The following is an 18,236-nucleotide window of genomic DNA, read 5'->3' on the forward strand; positions in this document are numbered from 1 at the left end:
GTTATGCAGTCTGGTTTCACGGCAAGTGAAATCGTTAAGCAGCATGAATCCCGAAACCGATATATTACCGTCATTCTCAGGCTTCTGCGGAATCCTCCGCCTTCCCGCCCTTTGCCCTGCGCATCCTCCGGTACATGTACGCCCCGGCAATCAGGGCGATGACCGCCACCAGCCCCATTCCCGCGGCAATCCAGGTGAACTTCCGCATCCTGTCATTGGCCTCGGCCACCGTGCCGTCCTTATCGGATTCCATGCCCGCCAGGGGCGTCTCCTCGTCGTCCAGGTTCAGCAGATCCTCCGGCCCGTCAGGTTCCTCCGGTCCCGGACCGTCCCCGCCCAAAGGCGTGTCATCGTCCCCCACCTCCTGGGGCGGCTCCTGATCCTCCTCCGGCGCCTGGGCTCCCGGGCCGTCCGGCGCGTCCGCATCTGCGCCAGGCGCTGCGGCTCCTCCTCCCGGACCGCCGTCCACAGGGGCCTGGGGCCCTCCATCGCCGCCCGGTGCAGTCCCACCGCCCGTGCCTCCCGGCGCCGCGGCCTCAATCCGGGTATATACAAAGGTGAAAATATTCTTGCTGGCATCGCTCTGCAGGGTCCTGGTCAGGTTATAGGCCTGGGGCTGGTAACCCTCCACATACAGATAGGCGATTACCGGCCTGTCGCCTACATTCCCGTAATAGACCTGCGGCGGATACAGTTGGTTCCCCGCCGCATCCACATAATTCACGGTATATTGCACCATATCTCCCCGTATGCCGTATGCCACCACATAATCCTGGTCCCGCTCTACCGGGAAATAGGCCAGATCCAGGCTGTCGTCCCGTCCGCCCATGCGGATGCCCTTGACATAATACTTGCTGTCCTCCGCTACGGACACGGCGCTGTTGAGGAAACGGACATGGTTGGCGGCTGTCAGTCCCGTGATCCTCACGGACTTCCCGCCGTCCTCCAGCATGATTTCATACTCCCCTCCCCCGTCCACGGATATGGAAATCCCGTCAGCCGTGCCAAGCGTCCCCTGGTTCCCTGCGCTGATGGTCACGGTGTAGGTGTAGCCCTTCCGCTCTGCCGCCAGGCAGTTCAGGGAAGCGGAGAGCATCAGGCAGAAGGCCGCCAGCACGGAAATCACTCTCATGGCTTTTTTCATCGCTGCGCTCCCCCCTTCTCTTTCTTTCCGGCCCGATACAGGCCGTACAGGGCAAGCGCCAGAAGCGCCAGCCCGGAGCCCAGGGAGATCCACACATACAGCATCAGGTTGCTGTCATCGCTGGTCTTCGGAGGGCGTCTCGTCTGCGTTTCCCCCTCCGGTGTCTCTCCCTCCGGCTCCCCCTCTGCCCCGTCATTCACCGGCACAGGATTCCTGCGCTCCTCCACCGCGAAGTTCATGGTCAGGTTCGCCAGGGTATCCTGGTAGGTATTCCCCTGGGTTTCCCCGTCCAGGGCCACGGTCAGGGAAATGGTCCCCTGCTCCCCGGCCTTCAGCGTATCCAGATAGAAGTATTCGCTGAGGGATTCCGTGGCCTCGTGCAGGCCCTCGCCCACATCCATGTCCCCGGTGCGCTCGCCGCCCACCGTGTCGCTGCTGTACAGCGTCTCCAGCTCCCCCCGGGGAGGCTGATAGGTCAGAATATAGGAATAGCCTCCGCTTGCCGCCACTCTCTGGCTGTCCTCCAGGGACTGCAGCACCTTGTTGGTCATCCACCAGTCCGCATCATTCGCGCCTGTGTTCTTCAATGCCACCGATATGTCGATGCTGTCTCCCGGCTGGAGATTGTATATGGCATCATTGATGTCGGAGGTATTGAAATTGCTCTCCATCCCGCTGCCTGTAAAATCCACCGCCCACCCCGGGTCTCCCTGGTAATCCTCCGCAAAGGCCGTGGCCCCGTCCCCCAGCATCATGGAGCAGACCAGCAGCAGCCCCATCCAGTTCCTCTTCATCCTGTCAACTCCCATCCGTCTATAGCCTCCTATCTCAGCCGTAACGTCCCATCCGCATCGACCTCCACATCCACGCCCCAGGCGCTCTTGATGGCGCTCTGGGCATTGTGGGTCTGCACTGCGTCCACCTCAGCCTCCACAACAAAGGAAGCCCCCTCGTAGTCATACACCGTCCGGACCGTGGTCCATCCGTTGGCATCCGTGGAATAGGTCTCCGTCACCTTGGTCATCACATCATTCTTGATGGTCACGGAATCTACGAAGCTCTCCGTCTCATAGAAGACGCCGCCCTCGCCCGCGGCTGCCAGGGGGCTGTCATAATACAGCACGATCAGCTCGCCGTCCCTGGGGTCGTCCTCCCACATCTTAGCGGTAGTCGTCCTGTCGTCCACAATCCAATGGTCATTCGTCAGGTGCACATCGATCATAGCAGGGGAGAGATGGGGTAGCTTGCGCCCCTCCTGGTCCACCCAGTATTTGTACAGCTTCACCCGGACATATTCGTCAATGGAACCGCTGTTCCTGACTCTCAGGCTCTCCGGGTATGTCCTGCCCACCTGCCACTGCTCGCCCTCGGGGAGAGCCAGCAGCTGGCCGGATGCCTGGTTCCAGACATTGTCCGCATGGGTGTAGTCCCGGTAGCTCACGATTTCCCCGTTCTCCACCAGAGACACGCCGATGCTCTGGACGTCGATCTGGGCGGTATAGGTCTCCGAATAATAGGTCAGGGCCGCCCGGGTGCTGCCGATGGCGCTGAAGGACAGCAGGCCGATGGCCGAGGCGAACAGTACCGCCGTGCCGGAGACCAGGCCCATCTTTTTCCTCTTTCTTCCGTCACTCATCCGCCTGGCCTCCTTCCCATTCATAGCTGTCCTCATTGGCAATCAGCTTCGAATCCCAATCCGCATAGGGCGTGCCGTCCTCCCCGTACAGCACCGCCGTGCACTCCTGAATCACCACCACGTTGAAGTCCTCCGTATAGGGCCGCGGGGTGGTCTCGGGATTCCCGTCCGGCACCGTCACGGTGGGCAATGTGATCTTCACGTCCAGGTTCTCCGTAACCCCTCCCACCGGAAGGATCTCGTCGTAGTACCAGTATCCGTCCCCGCCGTCCCGCCATCCCGCGCTGCCGTTGTATTCCAGCCCGTAGGCGCTGCCCGCGAAGACCTTCACCCGGACATAGCACTCTGCGGTTCCCGTATTGCCCAGCCGGATGTGCTTCGTCCAGTCAGAGAACTGCTCGGTAATCTGGGATCTGGGGGCCACTGTGATTTGATGGCCTCCCCTGGCCGTGGCAAATGTGGTAAAATAGGCCTTCGCGCTGCCCACGGAGGTTCCCGCCACAAGGGCCAGCGCAATGGCAGCCGTACATACTGTCCTCTTCGTCCGCTTCATGTCCGCCACCTCCTACCTTTCCGCCCCTGCTTCGCTCTCGGCTACCGTCCCGCTGACGTCCTGGCGGTCGGTGGTCCACTGATAAGTGTTCTGCTCCGTGTCGTAGCGGAACCGGTTCTCTACGCCGTACCCGCTCTTGCTGTCCTCGTCATATTCGTTCTCGAAGGAAAAGGTGATGGGGCCTCCATCCTCTCCGTCCGCTATCACGGACTTGCTCTCGTCATCGGACACGGTAATCTGACAGTTGGCGCCGCTGTACACCTCCGTCACCGTCACCACCGCCTCCGCCGGGATGTGCTCCAGGACGGCTTCCTGGATGCCCACTGCCGAGAAGGTGAGGGAGACTACATTACTGTAGACAATTTCCGCATCCTCGTCAGCGCTCTCCCTGGCCACCACATCGAAGACGAAGGTCGCATCCCCCTGGGAAGCATTGTACTCCGTCAGCTCCTTGGTGATCCGGATGCTGCCATAGCGCAGCTCCTGGGCGGGCTTGAGGACTGCCTCTCTGGTATACTGCCAGGTGTCGTCCGCAGTGCCGTCGTACTGGTACAGAGACCAGGGCAGGGATACGATGATGGGGGTAAAGGTGTACGTATACTTCGGGCTTTTCGCCTCGTCCACCACAATCAGGTACAGGCCCAGATCCATATCGGCGAAGGTCTCCGGCTCCGCGATGGAGCCGTCCTGACCCACATGGACGGTGCTTTCATATGTGGCCGGTATCCTTGGTTCTCCCACAGGATTCCCGTCCTCGTCCAGCTCATAGATCAGAGCCATGGCGGCTGCGGACAGGTTCTTCCAGCCAGCCTCCGTTACGGACATCTCCTGCCAGCCATCCTCCGTTACGCTCAGGTTCCCGAACTCCTCCGAGAGTCGATACCTACCTGTCTCCAGCATGTCCGCCAGCTTCCACGCATGTACGTCCAGCTCTCCGTCAGCGGTGCCTCCGCTTCCTTTGATTCGGGCCATGTCCATGGCCATGCCCGCTGAGTCATCGTCTGCCGGCAGCCTCAGGGCTAAAGCGCCCCTTTCCGCCATATCCACCCGCAGGGCAGCCTGCGCCCGGGGCACATTGCACAGGACGGCAGCCAATACCAGGGACAGCAGGCCGATGCCCGCCAGAATCCTATTCCCCGGGATGCTTTTCGTCGGAATGCTCTTCTTCCATGGAATGCTATTCTTCCATGGAATGCTATTCTTCCATGGAATGCTATTCTTCCATGGAATGCCCTTCTTCCATGGGATGCTCCTCTTCCATCTTCTCATGCGCATGTTCCTCCCTCCCTCGCTTCGAGTCTTTTTTCTTTCCTACACTTTTGCCTGGAATGCTCTTCTTCCATGGAATGCTCTTCTTCCATGGAATGCCCCTCTTCCATGCCATGCTGAAGATGCCCATCAGTATGATCATGGCCAGTATCAGTACCAGGTAGAGCATATAGTAGCTCTGGATGGATTCCACCATATTCCCCACCGGGGTCTTCTCCTCCGGCTCCTCCTCGCCGCTGTAGGCCGTGCGGCTCCCGCGCACCAGGAGGCGGTGGGAGTTCACGCCGTAGGGCGTGCAGGTCAGCAATGTCACATAGTCCTCCCCCGGAACCACCTGCATGGCTCCGGTGAGGGCTTCCAGGTCGTCCTTGTCTATCATGGGCAGGATATTGTCCACCTCATAGGCAAGCACTTCATCTAATATATGGATATAGAACCGATCCCCCGGCTCCATCTGGTCCAGATCCGTGAACAGCCTGGCGCTGGGCAGTCCCCTGTGGGCCGCCAGAACGCAGTGGGTTCCGTCCCCGCCGATGGGCAGCTTGGTTCCGCTCACATGCCCGATGCCTGTCTGGAGGATGTCGTCCGCCGTGCCGTGATAGATGGACAGCCGGATGTCTATCTTCGGGATGGTAAGATACCCCATGACCCCGCTCCCTGCGGCATTCAGGACTTTCCAGTATTCCGTGTCCTCCAATCTGACGTCTCCCTCCGGGCTTTCCCCGCCAAATGCATCGCCAGTGAAGTCGTTCTGGGCAAAAGCATCATTGAAGGCATGGGCCGCTCCCCATTCCCTGCTGTAGTCCTCCGGCTCCAGCTCCGCCACCACCTCCTCGTAGGTGGAAATCAGCTTGCTCTGGCGGTAGGCGTTCCACTGGTCGGACACGGCGGGGTAGGCGAATATCCCCAAGCCTATGAGGAATATCAGGGCGAACAGCAGGTTAATCAGTTTTCTTTTCATCTTGCTCCTCCGGCCAGTCGTTCTTCCAGCCCTCCGGTTCCCCTTCCGGCCAGTCCTCGCGCCAGCCTTTATGGCTTTCTGCCGCCGAGGAAGCCTCCGGGCGGCTCCCGGCCTCCCCGCAGTCATCCGTCCCGGATTTCCTCCCGGCTCCTGCTGCCAGGTTCCTCCGTCTCCTGTCATAGAGATAGAGGAAAAGGATGAACGCTCCGGTAACCGCCAGCCCCACCACAACCCACAGCAGATAATTGGTATGGATGCTGGGGCCGGAGTATGCCGCCATGGCCACCTCTATATCCTCTATGTCCTCGAAGTCCACCCGGCTCCCCCGCACCAGTAGGCGGTGGCTGTTCACGCCATAGGGCGTACAGGTCATCAATGTCACCAGGTCTGTCCCCTCCTCTGCGGCCAGGCCGCTGGTATCCGAGGGTTCTACTATGGATATGTGGTCAACCATGTAGCAGAGGCGGTCGTCCAGCACGGAGAGGAAGAAATAGTCTCCCTCTGCCAATTGGTCCAAATCCGTGAACAGGGCCGCGCTGGGCAGGCCCCTGTGGGCCGATATCACCGCATGGGTGCCCTCGCCGCCTACCGGCAGGGAGCTCCCCTCCAGATGTCCCGCCGCCCTTTCCAGCACGTCTTCGTCCGTGGTGTGGTAGACGGGAATCTTCACGCCTATCTTCGGGATCTCCACATAGCCCATCATGCCGTCCCCGGTGAGATTCAGGCAGGACATGTATTCTTCACTGGGTTCTTCCCGGCTGGCCGCCTCGGCAAAGGAATCCGGGAGCACATAGGGCAATAAGTTTTCATTGTAGGCCAGCGCAGCCGCCTTCTCCCCCGCGTAATCGATTTTCCCCTCAGAGGACTGTACCGCCACCTCCTCATCGTAGGTGGAAATCAGCTTGCTCTGACGATAATCGTTCCATTCGTTGGAGATGAGGGGATACAGCAGCAGGGACAGACCAGCCAGGAAAAGCAGGGGAAATATGAATTTTATGAGCTTGTTTTTCATCCGGGCTCTCCTTGTTGTTGTATGTATTGCATCTCTCATTTTCAAGGACCGTCCAGGCAGCCGAGACTGCCTGAACGGAACCTGATTTCATCTTTGGTACTTTGACCGGGGCGCGTATTGCGGACGCTTCCCAGAGCCAGTGCTTATCTTTCGTATGTAGCAGTTTGCCTATTATTTCTCAGCCTTTCTGCGTGTGGCGAAGAAGAGGCCTGCTGCAATGATCATGATGGCGCAGCCGCCGATGGTGAAGATTGTGGTACCGATGCCGCCGGTGGAGGGAAGCTGGGCCAGTTTGGTGTTCTTGATTCCGGTAACACCCAGTTGAGTCTTATCGATAGTCGTTACTTTCGTTCCCTCAGAGGACGTATAGGTTGCTGTATAAGTGGAAGTCGCTTCATTATCAATCTTGATTGTATAAGATTTCAGTTTCCCCTTATTTTCCTCCGGCTTTGTATAATACTCGGCTGTAATCTCCACATCATGCTCTTTGGGGTCAAGGGAATAGCCTGCAGGTGCCTCTGTCTCAACCAGCACATATTTGCCGGCATCCAGGCCAGTGAAGCTCAGGCTGCCATCCTTCCCCGAGGTAGCCGCATAAACATGTGATGCATCTAAAGACCCATCTTCGTTCTTTTTCCGAAGTTCAAACTTTGCACCCTCCAGAGGGCTTGTAACGGTAACTGTCTCACCCTCAACAACTGCTGTGCCGTTTTCATCCAGCTTATACAGTTCCTGGGTCTTCTCGCTATCGGAGCCGTTCAGAGCCGCATCGATACCAAAGGTGTAGTGGTATGTGGTATCTTCTTTTTCCTTCAAATTTGCCTCGGGTTCAGGATTATTGCTGTACTCAAGCTTTGCGGTATTCGTGTTGGCATCAAAGTTGATTCCTGCCTTCTCGTTCAATTCGGCATCATACTTGATGACAATGTATTGGTTCTGATTCGCTTTGATATAGGCAGTTGCAAAGATTACTTTGAATGTCTTGCTGTCAGGTGTAAAGGCCGGATTAACCGTATAGTTCTCCTCTGAGATTTCCGTCAGCGTTTCCTCTCCCTCTGCCGTCTCAGTCTTTTCATAAACCTTAAGCGTATCTGCCTTATAGGTCAGTCCTTCGCTGATGATATCGCTTATATTGAACTTGGGATCCGTGTACTGGGCACTGTAAGAAGGCATCTGTGTATCAATCCTGAATGATACAGTATCGCCAATGGCAACGTCATCGCCATGGTCGTTCCCGCTTCCAGAATCTACAATCGTCTTCTCCACCTTAGGCTCGGAAGACTTTACAAAGCCATTCTGTGCAAGCAATGTCCAGTTGCTCGTGGCATCTAACTCTTCTGTCACCAGTGCATTGTCGTTTCCGGCCCCTGTCGTGGTGTAATAAACGCCAACCAGCATTGGATTGTAGATAATATCATTAGAACCTGTCACAAGAACAACATAGCTGCCTGCAGGCAATTCTGCTGTATAAGTAGTACCCCCTGTTGAAGTGGCAATCATGGGAATTCCTTCTCCCAAAGCACTGTTCTTTGCCATATTCGCAAGTGCTACAATCGTATCCTGATCAATATTAAGTGTTTTAACGGATTTATTATCCGCTCCAGTAACGTTAGTGAACAAATCCCTATGGCCATCTCCCTCGGCATTATAGCCTGTCGCATCCACCCAGGAATATCCGGTAAAGCCATTATCATTGTAATTCGCCTTTACCACCTGATAAGCCTTTACCGTAACGCCTTCCTGCTTAATGTTCGTCACCGAGGCACTCAATTTGTCTCCATCTGTTGGCTTAGTACCTGTTGTCGTGCCGCTCTCTTCCGCAAACACGGTCAGACTCATCCCCATGACCATCACCACTGCCAAAAGCATGGCTAAAATCTTCTTCATTTTCTTCATATTCTCTTCCTTTCTTTTATGGGCAATGCCCACGATTTACAGTTACATTTGTGCGTAAACTTTTCTCCTATCCTTCTTCGCACCTCCCTCATGTTTTTTATATAGACCAGCTCTCCCGCCCCAGGGGCGGAAGAAGCCGATTATACTAGATTTATACGACTTTCTTCTTCCTGCCGCAAAAGGCATACAGCAGAGAGCACAGCATCAGCAGCGTACCTGCAGCCGCATAAGTCCCGGTGCCGGAGCCCCCGGTGGAGGGCAGTGCGTACAGCTTAACATTTTTGATTCTCAACACAGTGTTGTCTGCAGAATCAACACTTGCCATTGTGGAATCGACCACCTCTATATGGCCGTCTCCCTGTACCGTGAACGCAACCGGTCTGTTTAACAGGGAATGCCCTGTGGGAGATTTCAGCTCCTTAATGGTGTAGTTGCCTGGTTTCAGGTTATTTATGGTCACGCCGCCTGCGCTGTCCACGTTCAAATCGGTCTGCGTATCCGCAGTGATTCCTACAGGAATCAGCACCCATTTCTGTGCGGGAGTTTCGTTATAGGACCACAAATGAATCTTTTGATTTTCCTGTGCCGTAGCAGCATTAAGATCCAGACACCACACATCTTTCTGTCCTGTAGATGTGGAAATACGAGATCCTGCATCCCAGTCTGTGACATACCACTTCTGGTTTTCATTGGGTTCAGTGTTACTCCAGACATGGACTTTGGCTCCATCCCGCAGATTACCACCATCCAAATCCAGCCATTTCCCGCTGGCCATATTGCGGAAGCTGTAAAGCTCTCCATCCTGCCGCACTTCAAACAGCTGATTGGCGTTGCCAGTCCGGTTCTGCAGGATTGGCAGAGACCCGTCAGCAGTTCCGTTAATGCCTATCACATAATAAGGATTAGATGCCAGCGCGATATAGCATTTCCCTTTCCGGGACTCTTCCCCTTCTTCGTCGTAGAGCGTGTATCCTCTCTCCTCGTCATAGATAAAGGAAAGCGTCTTTCCTGAATCGTCCTGAATCGTAAATATAGCACCAACCAAGGCTTCTCCACTCTCGCCCACTTTCTGAAGCGTCATCTTCGTCTCAGGATAGAATCCACTGTCATGGAACGGAGATTCGAACAGGGAAACACTCATATTCTCTGCCTTTGGCATTTCCAGATTCAGAATGAGGGTCTTCACCAGCTTGCCCGTCTCGTCACGGGAAGCGAACGTATCCGAATCCCGGGTGTCATCCGTACCGCTGTCTGTACTGGTAGCGCTTAAATCCGTAATCTTCGTAGCGCCGCTGCCGTCCGTAAACCGCACCGCGTAGATTCCTGCTGGCAAATCCGTAAACTTGTAACGCCCAGTCTCATAATCAACGGCTTTGTCCGCGCTTTCCGCGCGCACGCTAATCTGTTTTCCGGTTTCAACGGAAATCGGATTATCCGTATTGGGATAGCAGACATTTTCATAGGAGTTCTCGTGCTCCGGGCTCACCCCCTCTCTCAGTCTCAAGAGTTCTACCTTAATACCTGAAATCCGAACCTCCGTATTGGGGTCGTCCTGTATGCCGTCCCGGTTGTAATCCATCCAGGTCAAGCCCTCCAGGGTACGTCTGACCGTAGGCGTCTCTGTGGTCGTGGTGGTATCGCCGCTGGAAAGGAGATTGACAAAATAGTTATTCTCCTTTTTGTCCGCGTCTGATGCTCCCGGATCCAGCTGGAGCTTCAGGTCAATATTGACGCTCTGTCCGGAATCCAGTGTTCCGACCACTGCCCAGGCTACCGGGTAGGGCTGTTCTTTTGTAGCGCCATCCGCTTCCGTCGGTATTGTTATGGTTCCGTCTGCGTTAATAGCTGCCTCTCTCCAGGTTACGATTTCCTCTCTTTTTACATCCTTCGTAGTTTTATTTTTATATTTTGTATCGAAGGTGTAATAAATCTTAATCTTCTCAACATCGCATTTCGCCGGATCAAGCTTCCACTCCGTAAAGGTATAAGTGCCGGTAAAGTGGCTGCCGTTTTCCCCATTCATGGGCATGGTGTCCATGATCGTCAATGAGGTGCCCGTCTCCGCGTTATTGTTGTAATAAACCACATAGTCAATCTGGCCGTCCTCATCCACTACCTTCTGCTTCGTGTACTTGCCGAAGGAGCTGGCGCTGCCCCGGGTCACGGCGATGCCCACTTCCGAATGCTTCTCTCCGGTTGTCAGCGGGTCGCGCAAATCGCCGGGAGCCGCTATATATACCTGATTCTGCAGATTCGTCGTACCGGTAGGCACATCCTCATCCGGATTGCCTTTGGCGCCGATATCCGCCGAATAGTAAATGGGAGCCATGGGAGTACCAATCTCCACGTCCTGTAGCTTCCAGGTCAGGGTCTGTGTCCCGTCCGCATTGTTAACCACGTCTGGCTCCTTCAATGCCGGGATCGGGAATTTCGCATCGGGCGACGTATCCTCAATGATGCTTCCCTGGGTGCCTCCATTTACCGAAGTCTGCTCATATGCCCCTCCAAAGTAAGCGGAACCCGCTCTGTAAGTCAGATACTTCGGCAGGGTGTCTACAATCGTAACCGTAGTGGTATTTTTAAATGTTCCCGGCTGATCATAATAGGTCCCCGGTTCCAGCCTGAAGTCCACCACTCTCTGATCCGCGTCCAGATTGAAGGTCTTCTTATCCTGATTGTTGTTATCTTTCTGCGTCAGATATTTGGAAACCTTCGTCTTATAGCCAATCACCAGCAGGGTATCGCCCCAGTGGGACCAGTCGGAGTTGTGGGTACCGCAGATACCGCTTCCGTCGGGTTTATAGGTTTCTTTTATATATTCTGTAGAACCTTCTATATTTGCGCTCTTGTAATGCCAGTCATGGGCCGGGAAGCTGGAAAGACATGTGCTCTCCTCTGTCCAGTCCGGAATATTCTCCGGATTATGCTTATCATGCTCATACATTCCCTTCGTCCAGACACGGGATGTGGAAGCCAGCATAAAGGTCTTCCCTGTCAGATCCGCATCGCCTCTTACTTTTGCCTTATGGAAACAAATGTAATATGGATCGCTTGCATCTACCGGCGCACCTGGCCCGATGAAGGTGAACAGAATCCCCAAACAAATATGGCCATCAGGTATGTCATCCAGGCTTTCATAAAATACAAGATTCTCTTCATAGGTGGTCAGAAGCTCCTTATCATTCGCCCAGTCCTTTCCGTCCGGTTTTGTAGCATAGCGGATTCGTATATTCTGTTTTACACCGTCACCCTGCCATTCTCCATTAAGGCTTGCGCCCCCACTGAAGTCAGTAAACCAGTCAGTATCGTCCAACTCTATGGCGCTTCCATAAAACTTGGTCAGGTTCGTTCCCAGGTAAAGCTGATTGTCCTCCTCCCTCTTTGCGTTATAAGAGAAGCCGCCCATCAGATACAAATCCGCCCCTACCGCGGCATAGTCGCTACCGTCCCGGTTATCACGCACTCCGGAGCCCTCACTTTTAGGATTTGTGGCGGAGGCATAGCGAACCCTGTTCTGCAGGATGCCGGGAAGGGTCAGCTCCAGGGTACGGGTCTTATCATCATCATCCGTCACCATCTGCACAAAGCCGCTTACTCCCTGCTCCACCGTAGCTCCGCTTAAGGTAGTGGCTCTCAGATCCACGTCTTTCACCGTTGTGGCAAAAGCACCCTGCCCATACGTATTTACCACATCATAGTATGGCTCCTTGCCATGCTCCGTACCGGCGGTTATGGTATTAAACGGCTGGACGATCCAGATGGCTCCGGAGGAAAAGCATCCTACGTTCTTGCCGTAGCTTCCGCTGGATTTGTCACCGTTGATAATCGGCATCTGATCCGGATTGATTTCATAGCCGCTGACTGTGATATGAATCGTCCCCGTCTCTCTCTCCTGTACCGCATTCCATGTTCCACTTCGGTAACAGCAGTTGGTGTCATCATTATCAGAGTACCATGCACTGTACGGTGCATGCGGAGAACAGGCCAGTGAATCGTAAAGCACACGGCCATCCGTATTCTGTTCTCCATATGTTCTCCACCAGTTCTGGCCATAGCTCCACAGAAGGGGCCGATATTCGTTACTGGTGTCAATCACATCTTTTGGATTATAAGCAGTGCCCGATGCCGGTGTATTGATTGTATATCTGGAGGATACCTCCAAGTCAAAGGTAATATCCCCCGTAGGCAGTTCGATACCTTTCAGTCCCTTGGCTTCATTGTCATTGTAAAGCTGCAGTGTAATGCCCAGTTTCATGATACGGCCGGGGACAGGCTCGACAATATCCGTATTGGCAGCCACGTTCCCATACTGAGCCATCCAGGCCTCATCGCCCTGGAACTGGAAGTCGTCTTTATAGGAGGCGCTTTCTTCTATGTGGATATTATACTTGGGAGCAGCCGTTACCTTTACCGGCTCCGCAGTGACGGTCTTTTTCTCCACCGCAGGCTGGCCGTCAATCGTATGTCCTTCCTTTTCACATGTTCCGTCCCATGCGCCTCCTTCCATGGCCGCGCTGATGATGGGAGCGAATTCCTCGTTGTTTTTCATCGCCAGGACATTGATGGTCACATTCTCGCCGAAATCGCCGGGCACAACCGACTGATTGCCGGTGGAGGGAAGCAGCCATTTGTAGCAGGTCAGCACCTGGCACTTCCTCTCCGTGCCATTGATTGTACGCATCTCCGTCGTAAGCACGGGTTTGTATCCTTCAGTCTGATCCATCCAGGCCATGGCCGTCTGGTCGAATACCGCCTCTTTTTCCGTCAGCGGCAGAACGAATTCCAGCTTGACCCTGGCCCTGCTGTAGCTTTCGGAAGCATTCCAGGATATCATGTTCGCCGTAAAATTATAAGTGACCGTATCAAAGGTGCGGACAATTTTGTCATCCGCCGTAGTATCGTTGCCCTGACCTTCCGTTTTATCAAAGGGAGCCGATCCGGTCTTGATGCCGGTTATCTTGATTTCATTTACATAGGCTTCATCCGGCCCCATGGGCTCCCATACTGGCTCCTCCAGCGTCATTCCGCTGAACATGCCGCTCAGTGCAAGCAGGTACTCCGCGCCCTCCACATATTCCCTCAGTTCCTCGTCCAGCGCCAGATAGGCCTCGTAGGCTTCCTGCACCTGTGCCATCAGAGCCGTCATGTATGCGGCATAAGCCTCTTCGCCCGGCGTGCCCTCTGTGCCTCCCGCTTCTTCCGATCCCTCGTAGATTCCAATCTTCTCCGCAATCTCCTCCTGGCTCGGCAGCGCCGCAATCAGCTCATTCAGCTCTTTTATCTTCTGCTGATCCTCTAAAGCCAACAGGCATATATCACTATGTTCGTGCTCATCCATCCCGCAAATCAGGTTCTGCTCTTCATCGTAGCATTCCTCGATATGTCTATGCCCTTTTAATCCGCAAAGCAGACGCTGATAGCAAGCCTCAGCATGCTCGTGCACCTCGTCACAGATCAGCTTCCATTCATCCTTGTCAAATGCAATGGGCTGTTCTTCCGGGTTCTCTGTGGACGGCTCCGAAGCTTCCCCGCTCTCATCGGGAGCCGGGGAAGCTGTCTGCTCAGAATCGGCTATATCTTCTGGCTTCTCTGTGGTCTCCGGCTGGGCTGGCCCGGCGCTCTCTTCCGGCGCTCCCGTCTCCTCAGGCTGGACTGGCTCGGCGTTCTCTTCAGGTGTTCCCGTCTCCTCAGGCTGGGCTGGCCCGGCGCTCTCTTCAGGCGCTCCCGTCTCCTCAGGCTGGACTGGCCCGGCGCTCTCTTCAGGTGTTCCCGTCTCCTCAGGCTGGACTGGCCCGGCGCTCTCTTCAGGTGTTCCCGTCTCCTCAGGCTCCGTTGCTACGCTACCGCCAGAGGGCACATCCGCTTCCGGCTCATCCATGTCTCCAGCTCCATCGCCGTCCCCTGCCTCCGCAGGCTCCTGCCCATCCGTTGCCTGGGGCATATCCTCTACGGTCGCGCCGTCCGAACCATTCTCCTCCGAATCCACTGCCTCCTGCACACCCTCTGTCTCGGAGAACGCAGCCACATCATATGTCCCATCTCCATATCCACAGGCCAGCACCTTTTTGTAGCAGCCCTCATTATGCTCCTCCATCCCGCAGCCAGCCATTGAGACCTCTCCGTAGCAATTTCCGTCGTGGGCATGGCCGTCGCTTCCATCCTGTCCGCACACCAGCCGCTCCTGGTAGCAGTCGTCCCCATGCTCTGCCAGCTCGCAGACAGCCAATCTGCCATAGCATCCATCAACATGCTGATGTCCGTCTTCCCCGCCAGCGCTGGCTGCCACATACGTAGACCCGTTGGAGAGCACTATGCATACCACCAGCAGGATGCTCAGATACTTCCGGATGGCTCCTCTTTTCTTCTTGTCTACATGGAGTTTCATATGCTTCGTCCTCCTTTTCATTCTCCCAGAATCTCATCAATCAGCTGCATCAGCTCAATGCTGCTGTGGAATACGGTCTCTATGTCTTCATCCTGCCATATCAGCCTGCCCTGCCAGGTGTAGTGCTCCCGGAAGAGAATCTGTATCCGGAAGGCCGCCATGTGCGTCCCGGCGTCTCCATCCCCCCTGACGAGGGGCAGCGGGCATCCGGGGCAGTCCTCTAGATCCAACAGGCTGTTCAGAATCAGAATCAGCTGCGACAGGCTTTCGATATTCACTTTTTGATCCAACCGCGGATGCTGCAGACAGCCATCCATGATACCGTTGCGGTAGGACATTACCGTGACCAGCGCCTCCCGGCTCTGGCAGGGGGTCATTTTCCCTCGAAGCATCATGCCCTTGCCCACCTCTTCCTGTTGATTACGGTTCCTACTTTACCAGCCATCTGTTAGCTGGCTGTTAGTTTTCATCAGAAAAGCGGCACAAATTTCCGGTAAATATTCTCGAAAAAGCATTGCTCTTGTGCGTACAATGTAATATGATGAAGTCGTACTAAGTCCATATCGCTATGAAAGGAGTTCATGACTATGTCAAAATCCGCAAATTTATACGCAAGGATAGAACCGGATGTAAAGGAGCAGGCAGAGCGCATCTTATCGGCACTTGGCATCCCGGCTTCAAACGCCATCAATATGTTTTATAAACAAATCATCATGCGCCGCGGGCTTCCCTTCGATGTGAAAATTCCAACGGCTAGTCCTGTGGATATAAGCACCTTATCTGAAGAGCAAATCAACGCAGAACTGGAGAAAGGATATGCGGATATGAGCGCGGGACGAACCAAAGACGCGCGACAGGCCTTTGCCGATATTCGCAAGGACTATAATCTATGACTTTTTCTGTTGAATTGACAGCGCAAGCAGACAATGATTTACGGTCAATAATAGCAGCTGTTATTCAAGCAGTAGTCAGCCGTTTGATTCCAAAAAGGGATGTCACTGGCTTTAGCGCCGCGGCATCCCTTTTATGGAGTTTCACTGTATTTATACTGCACACCGGTTAAATTTGCAGTGCAACCCGACTGTAGACCGCCAGCCAGGTACTTTCCCGGAGACACTACTGTAAATCCTGGCGGTCTGCAGTATACGATTCCGCCCTTTTCCCTGTCCCCAGATTCACCACCCTGTAACTCAGCTTCGCAGTGGAATGCCGATACGTTCTGTGGAACGCGCAGTCGATGCGGCTGGCCACCAGCCTGGCGTTCTCCTCGTCGGCTCCCGTCAGCATCAGGATGTAGGATCCGGCCTCCAGCCTGGCGATGGGGTCTCCTGTCCGCAGCTTCTCCAGCAGAATGCGCTCCAGTCTCCTGCCGTCCGTGGTGGGCACCGCTCCCCGGCCCAGGCTGATGATGACCAGGGAGGAGGTCTGCCCGGAGCGGGACATGTGCCGCCGTTCCAGGGCCACGATGCTCTGGAAAGTGGCGAAGGTGCAGAAGAACGCATGGGAATCCTCTTCCCCCTCGCACACCAGTTTGAAGATATCCTCGTAGTCAACTCCCGTCTTGCGCAGGCCTGCCGCCAGGGTGTGGAGCTGTTCGATGCGCTCTGTAGGCGGCATGCCGTATTCCTGGAGCATCCTGTCCCGGAAGCTTTCGTATTTCTCCACAGCCTGCCCCGCCTTGCCCAGCGCGATGAGGGCCTGCATCTGGTAGGCCGTGAAATCCTCTATGCTGAAGTCCACACTGTATGCCTGGCCGCAGACCGCCAATAGCTCCATCCACTGTTCCTTTTTGTAATACATGGGGAGCAGGGCCTGGCAGGCGTCCAGATAGAGAGTCCGATAGTACTGCCGCTGGCTCCTGGCCCAGTCCGAGTCGTTGCCGGACAGGAAATCCCCTCTGTAGAGGGATGCCGCCCGGCCCAGCAGCCCACACCTCTCCTCCCCGGCGGCCCGCTTGGACTCCAGACAGTCCGACTCCATCCGTTCCGTATCCAGCTCCAGGCGGACTCCCGGACTCCAGGCGTAGCCGTCCGGAAGGGTCAGGAACACTTTCCCCTGTTCCGGGAACATGGCTTTCAGGAGGCTGCGCACCTTAAAGAGCATGTTCCGCAGGGCGTTGGCCGGGTCGCTGCTATTGTCCCCCCAGAACTGTTCTATCAGCTCCTCCGAGGAGATGTTCCGGCCATGGTTCACTACCAGGTACTGCAGGAAAGACAGGGCCTTCTTCCCTAGCTTTCCAAGCATCGGCCCGTTCCTGGCCCTCTCCTCCTCTGTGCCGCCGCAGGTGAACGCACCCAGCAGGCCAAAGTGTAAGACATTCCTTTTTTCCATATTCATCTGCCGCAGACATCCGTCCGGGGGCTCTTTCCGCCCGGGCCCTGCTTCCGGTCTCCTCCTTCCCCTGAAGCATCCTCGCCTGTCCCGCCGCCTTCGGCCATCCCCACCCGTTCCAGGAACGCATCGTAGATCTCCTCCCCCGCCTGTCTGGCTCTCACCGCGCTTTCCAGCTCGTGGAAGGCGCCCAGGTACTTCGTCCTGCCCTGGAAGGTGATCTGCGCCACCCACAGGTTCCTCCGCTTGTCGTAGTACACGCCGTTGTGGCCGCTGGTGTTGGATTTCAGCAGCCGTCCGCTCTTCACGGCCTGGAGCATGGTGACGGAAGTGCCCTCCATCAGCTTCAGGTTGTCCCGGTAGGTCACGGCCTGGAGGCAGCCGCAGCTCCTGGTCTTGCCGGTCTGGAGCAGGCTCTGGCCCACGGTGGTCTCCCTGCCGCAGTCGCAGACGCATTTCCATCGGTGCATCCCGCCCTCCTTGCCGGCGTATTCCACCACGGTGAGCCTGCCGAAGCGTTTTCCCTGAAATTCCTTCAGGGGCGGGTGGGACAGGCAGCCGCAGCTCTTCCGGGAGCCGCCGGTGAGCCTGCCCAGCTCCGCAGTCACTTCGTTGCCGCAGTCGCAGCGGCACAGCCACATGGTGTCCCCGTTGCGTCCCCGGCCTTCGGTAGGTCTGACGGCCACAAGCCTGCCGAACCGTTCTCCTGTGATGTCCCGCTGGCCGGGCCGCACCAGGGTGCCGCAGCCGCAGTCCCGCACTGTGCCCCGCCGTAGGCAGCGGGTGTCCAGGAAGATCTCCCCGCCGCAGCCGCAGCGGCATCTCCAGACCATGTAGCCGCTTTTGCGCCGGCCGGTGGGCTCCTCCACGGTGAGCCTGCCCACCTGGTAGCCTATCTGAATCTCGCCCAAAAGTATCCCCTCTTTTCTTGCTCCTCCATATCGCATAACGCTCCCGCATTTTGGGTATAAGAAATCCCTCCGGGATGACGCAAAGGGCCGCGCTCTGCGACATGGAGAAACGGAGATGCCAAAAAGGCTTTGGGCGTA

General features: G+C 55.7%; 13 protein-coding genes. 1 reads left to right on the plus strand and 12 read right to left on the minus strand.

The features are described from left to right. Nucleotides 1–76 precede the first annotated feature (76 nt). The 10 genes from Q2B33_RS09250 to Q2B33_RS09295 all read right to left on the minus strand — a co-directional run bounded on the left by Q2B33_RS09250 (nt 77) and on the right by Q2B33_RS09295 (nt 15,251). Nucleotides 77–1,144 (minus strand): MucBP domain-containing protein, encoded by a 1,068-nt coding sequence (locus tag Q2B33_RS09250; protein ID WP_300572086.1) that lies wholly within the window; start codon nt 1,142–1,144, stop codon nt 77–79. After that, nucleotides 1,141–1,953 carry a sortase B protein-sorting domain-containing protein gene (locus Q2B33_RS09255; RefSeq protein WP_300572088.1) on the minus strand — a complete coding sequence of 271 codons (813 nt, stop codon included), beginning with the start codon at nt 1,951–1,953 and terminating at the stop codon, nt 1,141–1,143. Before Q2B33_RS09255 ends, Q2B33_RS09250 begins: the two co-directional genes overlap by 4 nt. A 14-nt stretch (nt 1,954–1,967) precedes the next feature. After that, the gene (locus Q2B33_RS09260) at nt 1,968–2,780 is read right to left on the minus strand and encodes a hypothetical protein (protein ID WP_300572090.1); all 813 of its coding nucleotides are present in this window, start codon (nt 2,778–2,780) and stop codon (nt 1,968–1,970) included. Then, the gene (locus tag Q2B33_RS09265; RefSeq protein WP_300572092.1) at nt 2,773–3,333 is read right to left on the minus strand and encodes a hypothetical protein; all 561 of its coding nucleotides are present in this window, start codon (nt 3,331–3,333) and stop codon (nt 2,773–2,775) included. The genes Q2B33_RS09260 and Q2B33_RS09265 overlap by 8 nt, the downstream gene beginning before the upstream one ends. Nucleotides 3,334–3,345: 12 nt before the next feature. Then, nucleotides 3,346–4,602, minus strand: coding sequence for a DUF5979 domain-containing protein (locus Q2B33_RS09270; protein WP_300791681.1), 1,257 nt, complete (start codon nt 4,600–4,602; stop codon nt 3,346–3,348). Continuing rightward, the gene (locus tag Q2B33_RS09275; RefSeq protein WP_300572096.1) at nt 4,547–5,563 is read right to left on the minus strand and encodes a class C sortase; all 1,017 of its coding nucleotides are present in this window, start codon (nt 5,561–5,563) and stop codon (nt 4,547–4,549) included. The genes Q2B33_RS09270 and Q2B33_RS09275 overlap by 56 nt, the downstream gene beginning before the upstream one ends. Next, nucleotides 5,544–6,575: a class C sortase gene (locus Q2B33_RS09280; RefSeq protein WP_300572098.1), complete on the minus strand. Its 1,032-nt coding sequence runs from the start codon at nt 6,573–6,575 to the stop codon at nt 5,544–5,546. The genes Q2B33_RS09275 and Q2B33_RS09280 overlap by 20 nt, the downstream gene beginning before the upstream one ends. A gap of 171 nt (nt 6,576–6,746) precedes the next feature. Further along, a complete protein-coding gene (locus Q2B33_RS09285) occupies nt 6,747–8,471 on the minus strand; it encodes an isopeptide-forming domain-containing fimbrial protein (RefSeq protein ID WP_300572100.1) in 1,725 nt (574 codons plus the stop codon). 151 nt (nt 8,472–8,622) lie between these two features. Then, a complete protein-coding gene (locus Q2B33_RS09290; RefSeq protein WP_300822818.1) occupies nt 8,623–14,856 on the minus strand; it encodes a SpaA isopeptide-forming pilin-related protein in 6,234 nt (2,077 codons plus the stop codon). A gap of 17 nt (nt 14,857–14,873) precedes the next feature. Beyond that, the gene (locus Q2B33_RS09295) at nt 14,874–15,251 is read right to left on the minus strand and encodes a hypothetical protein (RefSeq protein WP_300572104.1); all 378 of its coding nucleotides are present in this window, start codon (nt 15,249–15,251) and stop codon (nt 14,874–14,876) included. A 192-nt stretch (nt 15,252–15,443) separates the two neighbouring features. On the opposite strand from Q2B33_RS09295, the gene Q2B33_RS09300 reads away from it, so the two are divergent. After that, the gene (locus Q2B33_RS09300) at nt 15,444–15,749 is read left to right on the plus strand and encodes a type II toxin-antitoxin system RelB/DinJ family antitoxin (RefSeq protein ID WP_300572106.1); all 306 of its coding nucleotides are present in this window, start codon (nt 15,444–15,446) and stop codon (nt 15,747–15,749) included. A gap of 223 nt (nt 15,750–15,972) precedes the next feature. Here the strand turns inward: Q2B33_RS09300 and Q2B33_RS09305 are convergent, their stop codons facing one another. Together Q2B33_RS09305 and Q2B33_RS09310 are read right to left on the minus strand one after the other, a co-directional pair. Further along, nucleotides 15,973–17,193, minus strand: a complete 1,221-nt coding sequence (locus tag Q2B33_RS09305) for a BTAD domain-containing putative transcriptional regulator (RefSeq protein WP_300815780.1) — start codon at nt 17,191–17,193, stop codon at nt 15,973–15,975. Then, nucleotides 17,190–18,098, minus strand: a complete 909-nt coding sequence (locus Q2B33_RS09310; RefSeq protein ID WP_300572110.1) for an AP2 domain-containing protein — start codon at nt 18,096–18,098, stop codon at nt 17,190–17,192. Before Q2B33_RS09310 ends, Q2B33_RS09305 begins: the two co-directional genes overlap by 4 nt. Nucleotides 18,099–18,236: the final 138 nt, after the last annotated feature.

It is taken from the genome of uncultured Acetatifactor sp., assembly GCF_948601915.1.
Classification (GTDB): domain Bacteria; phylum Bacillota; class Clostridia; order Lachnospirales; family Lachnospiraceae; genus Acetatifactor.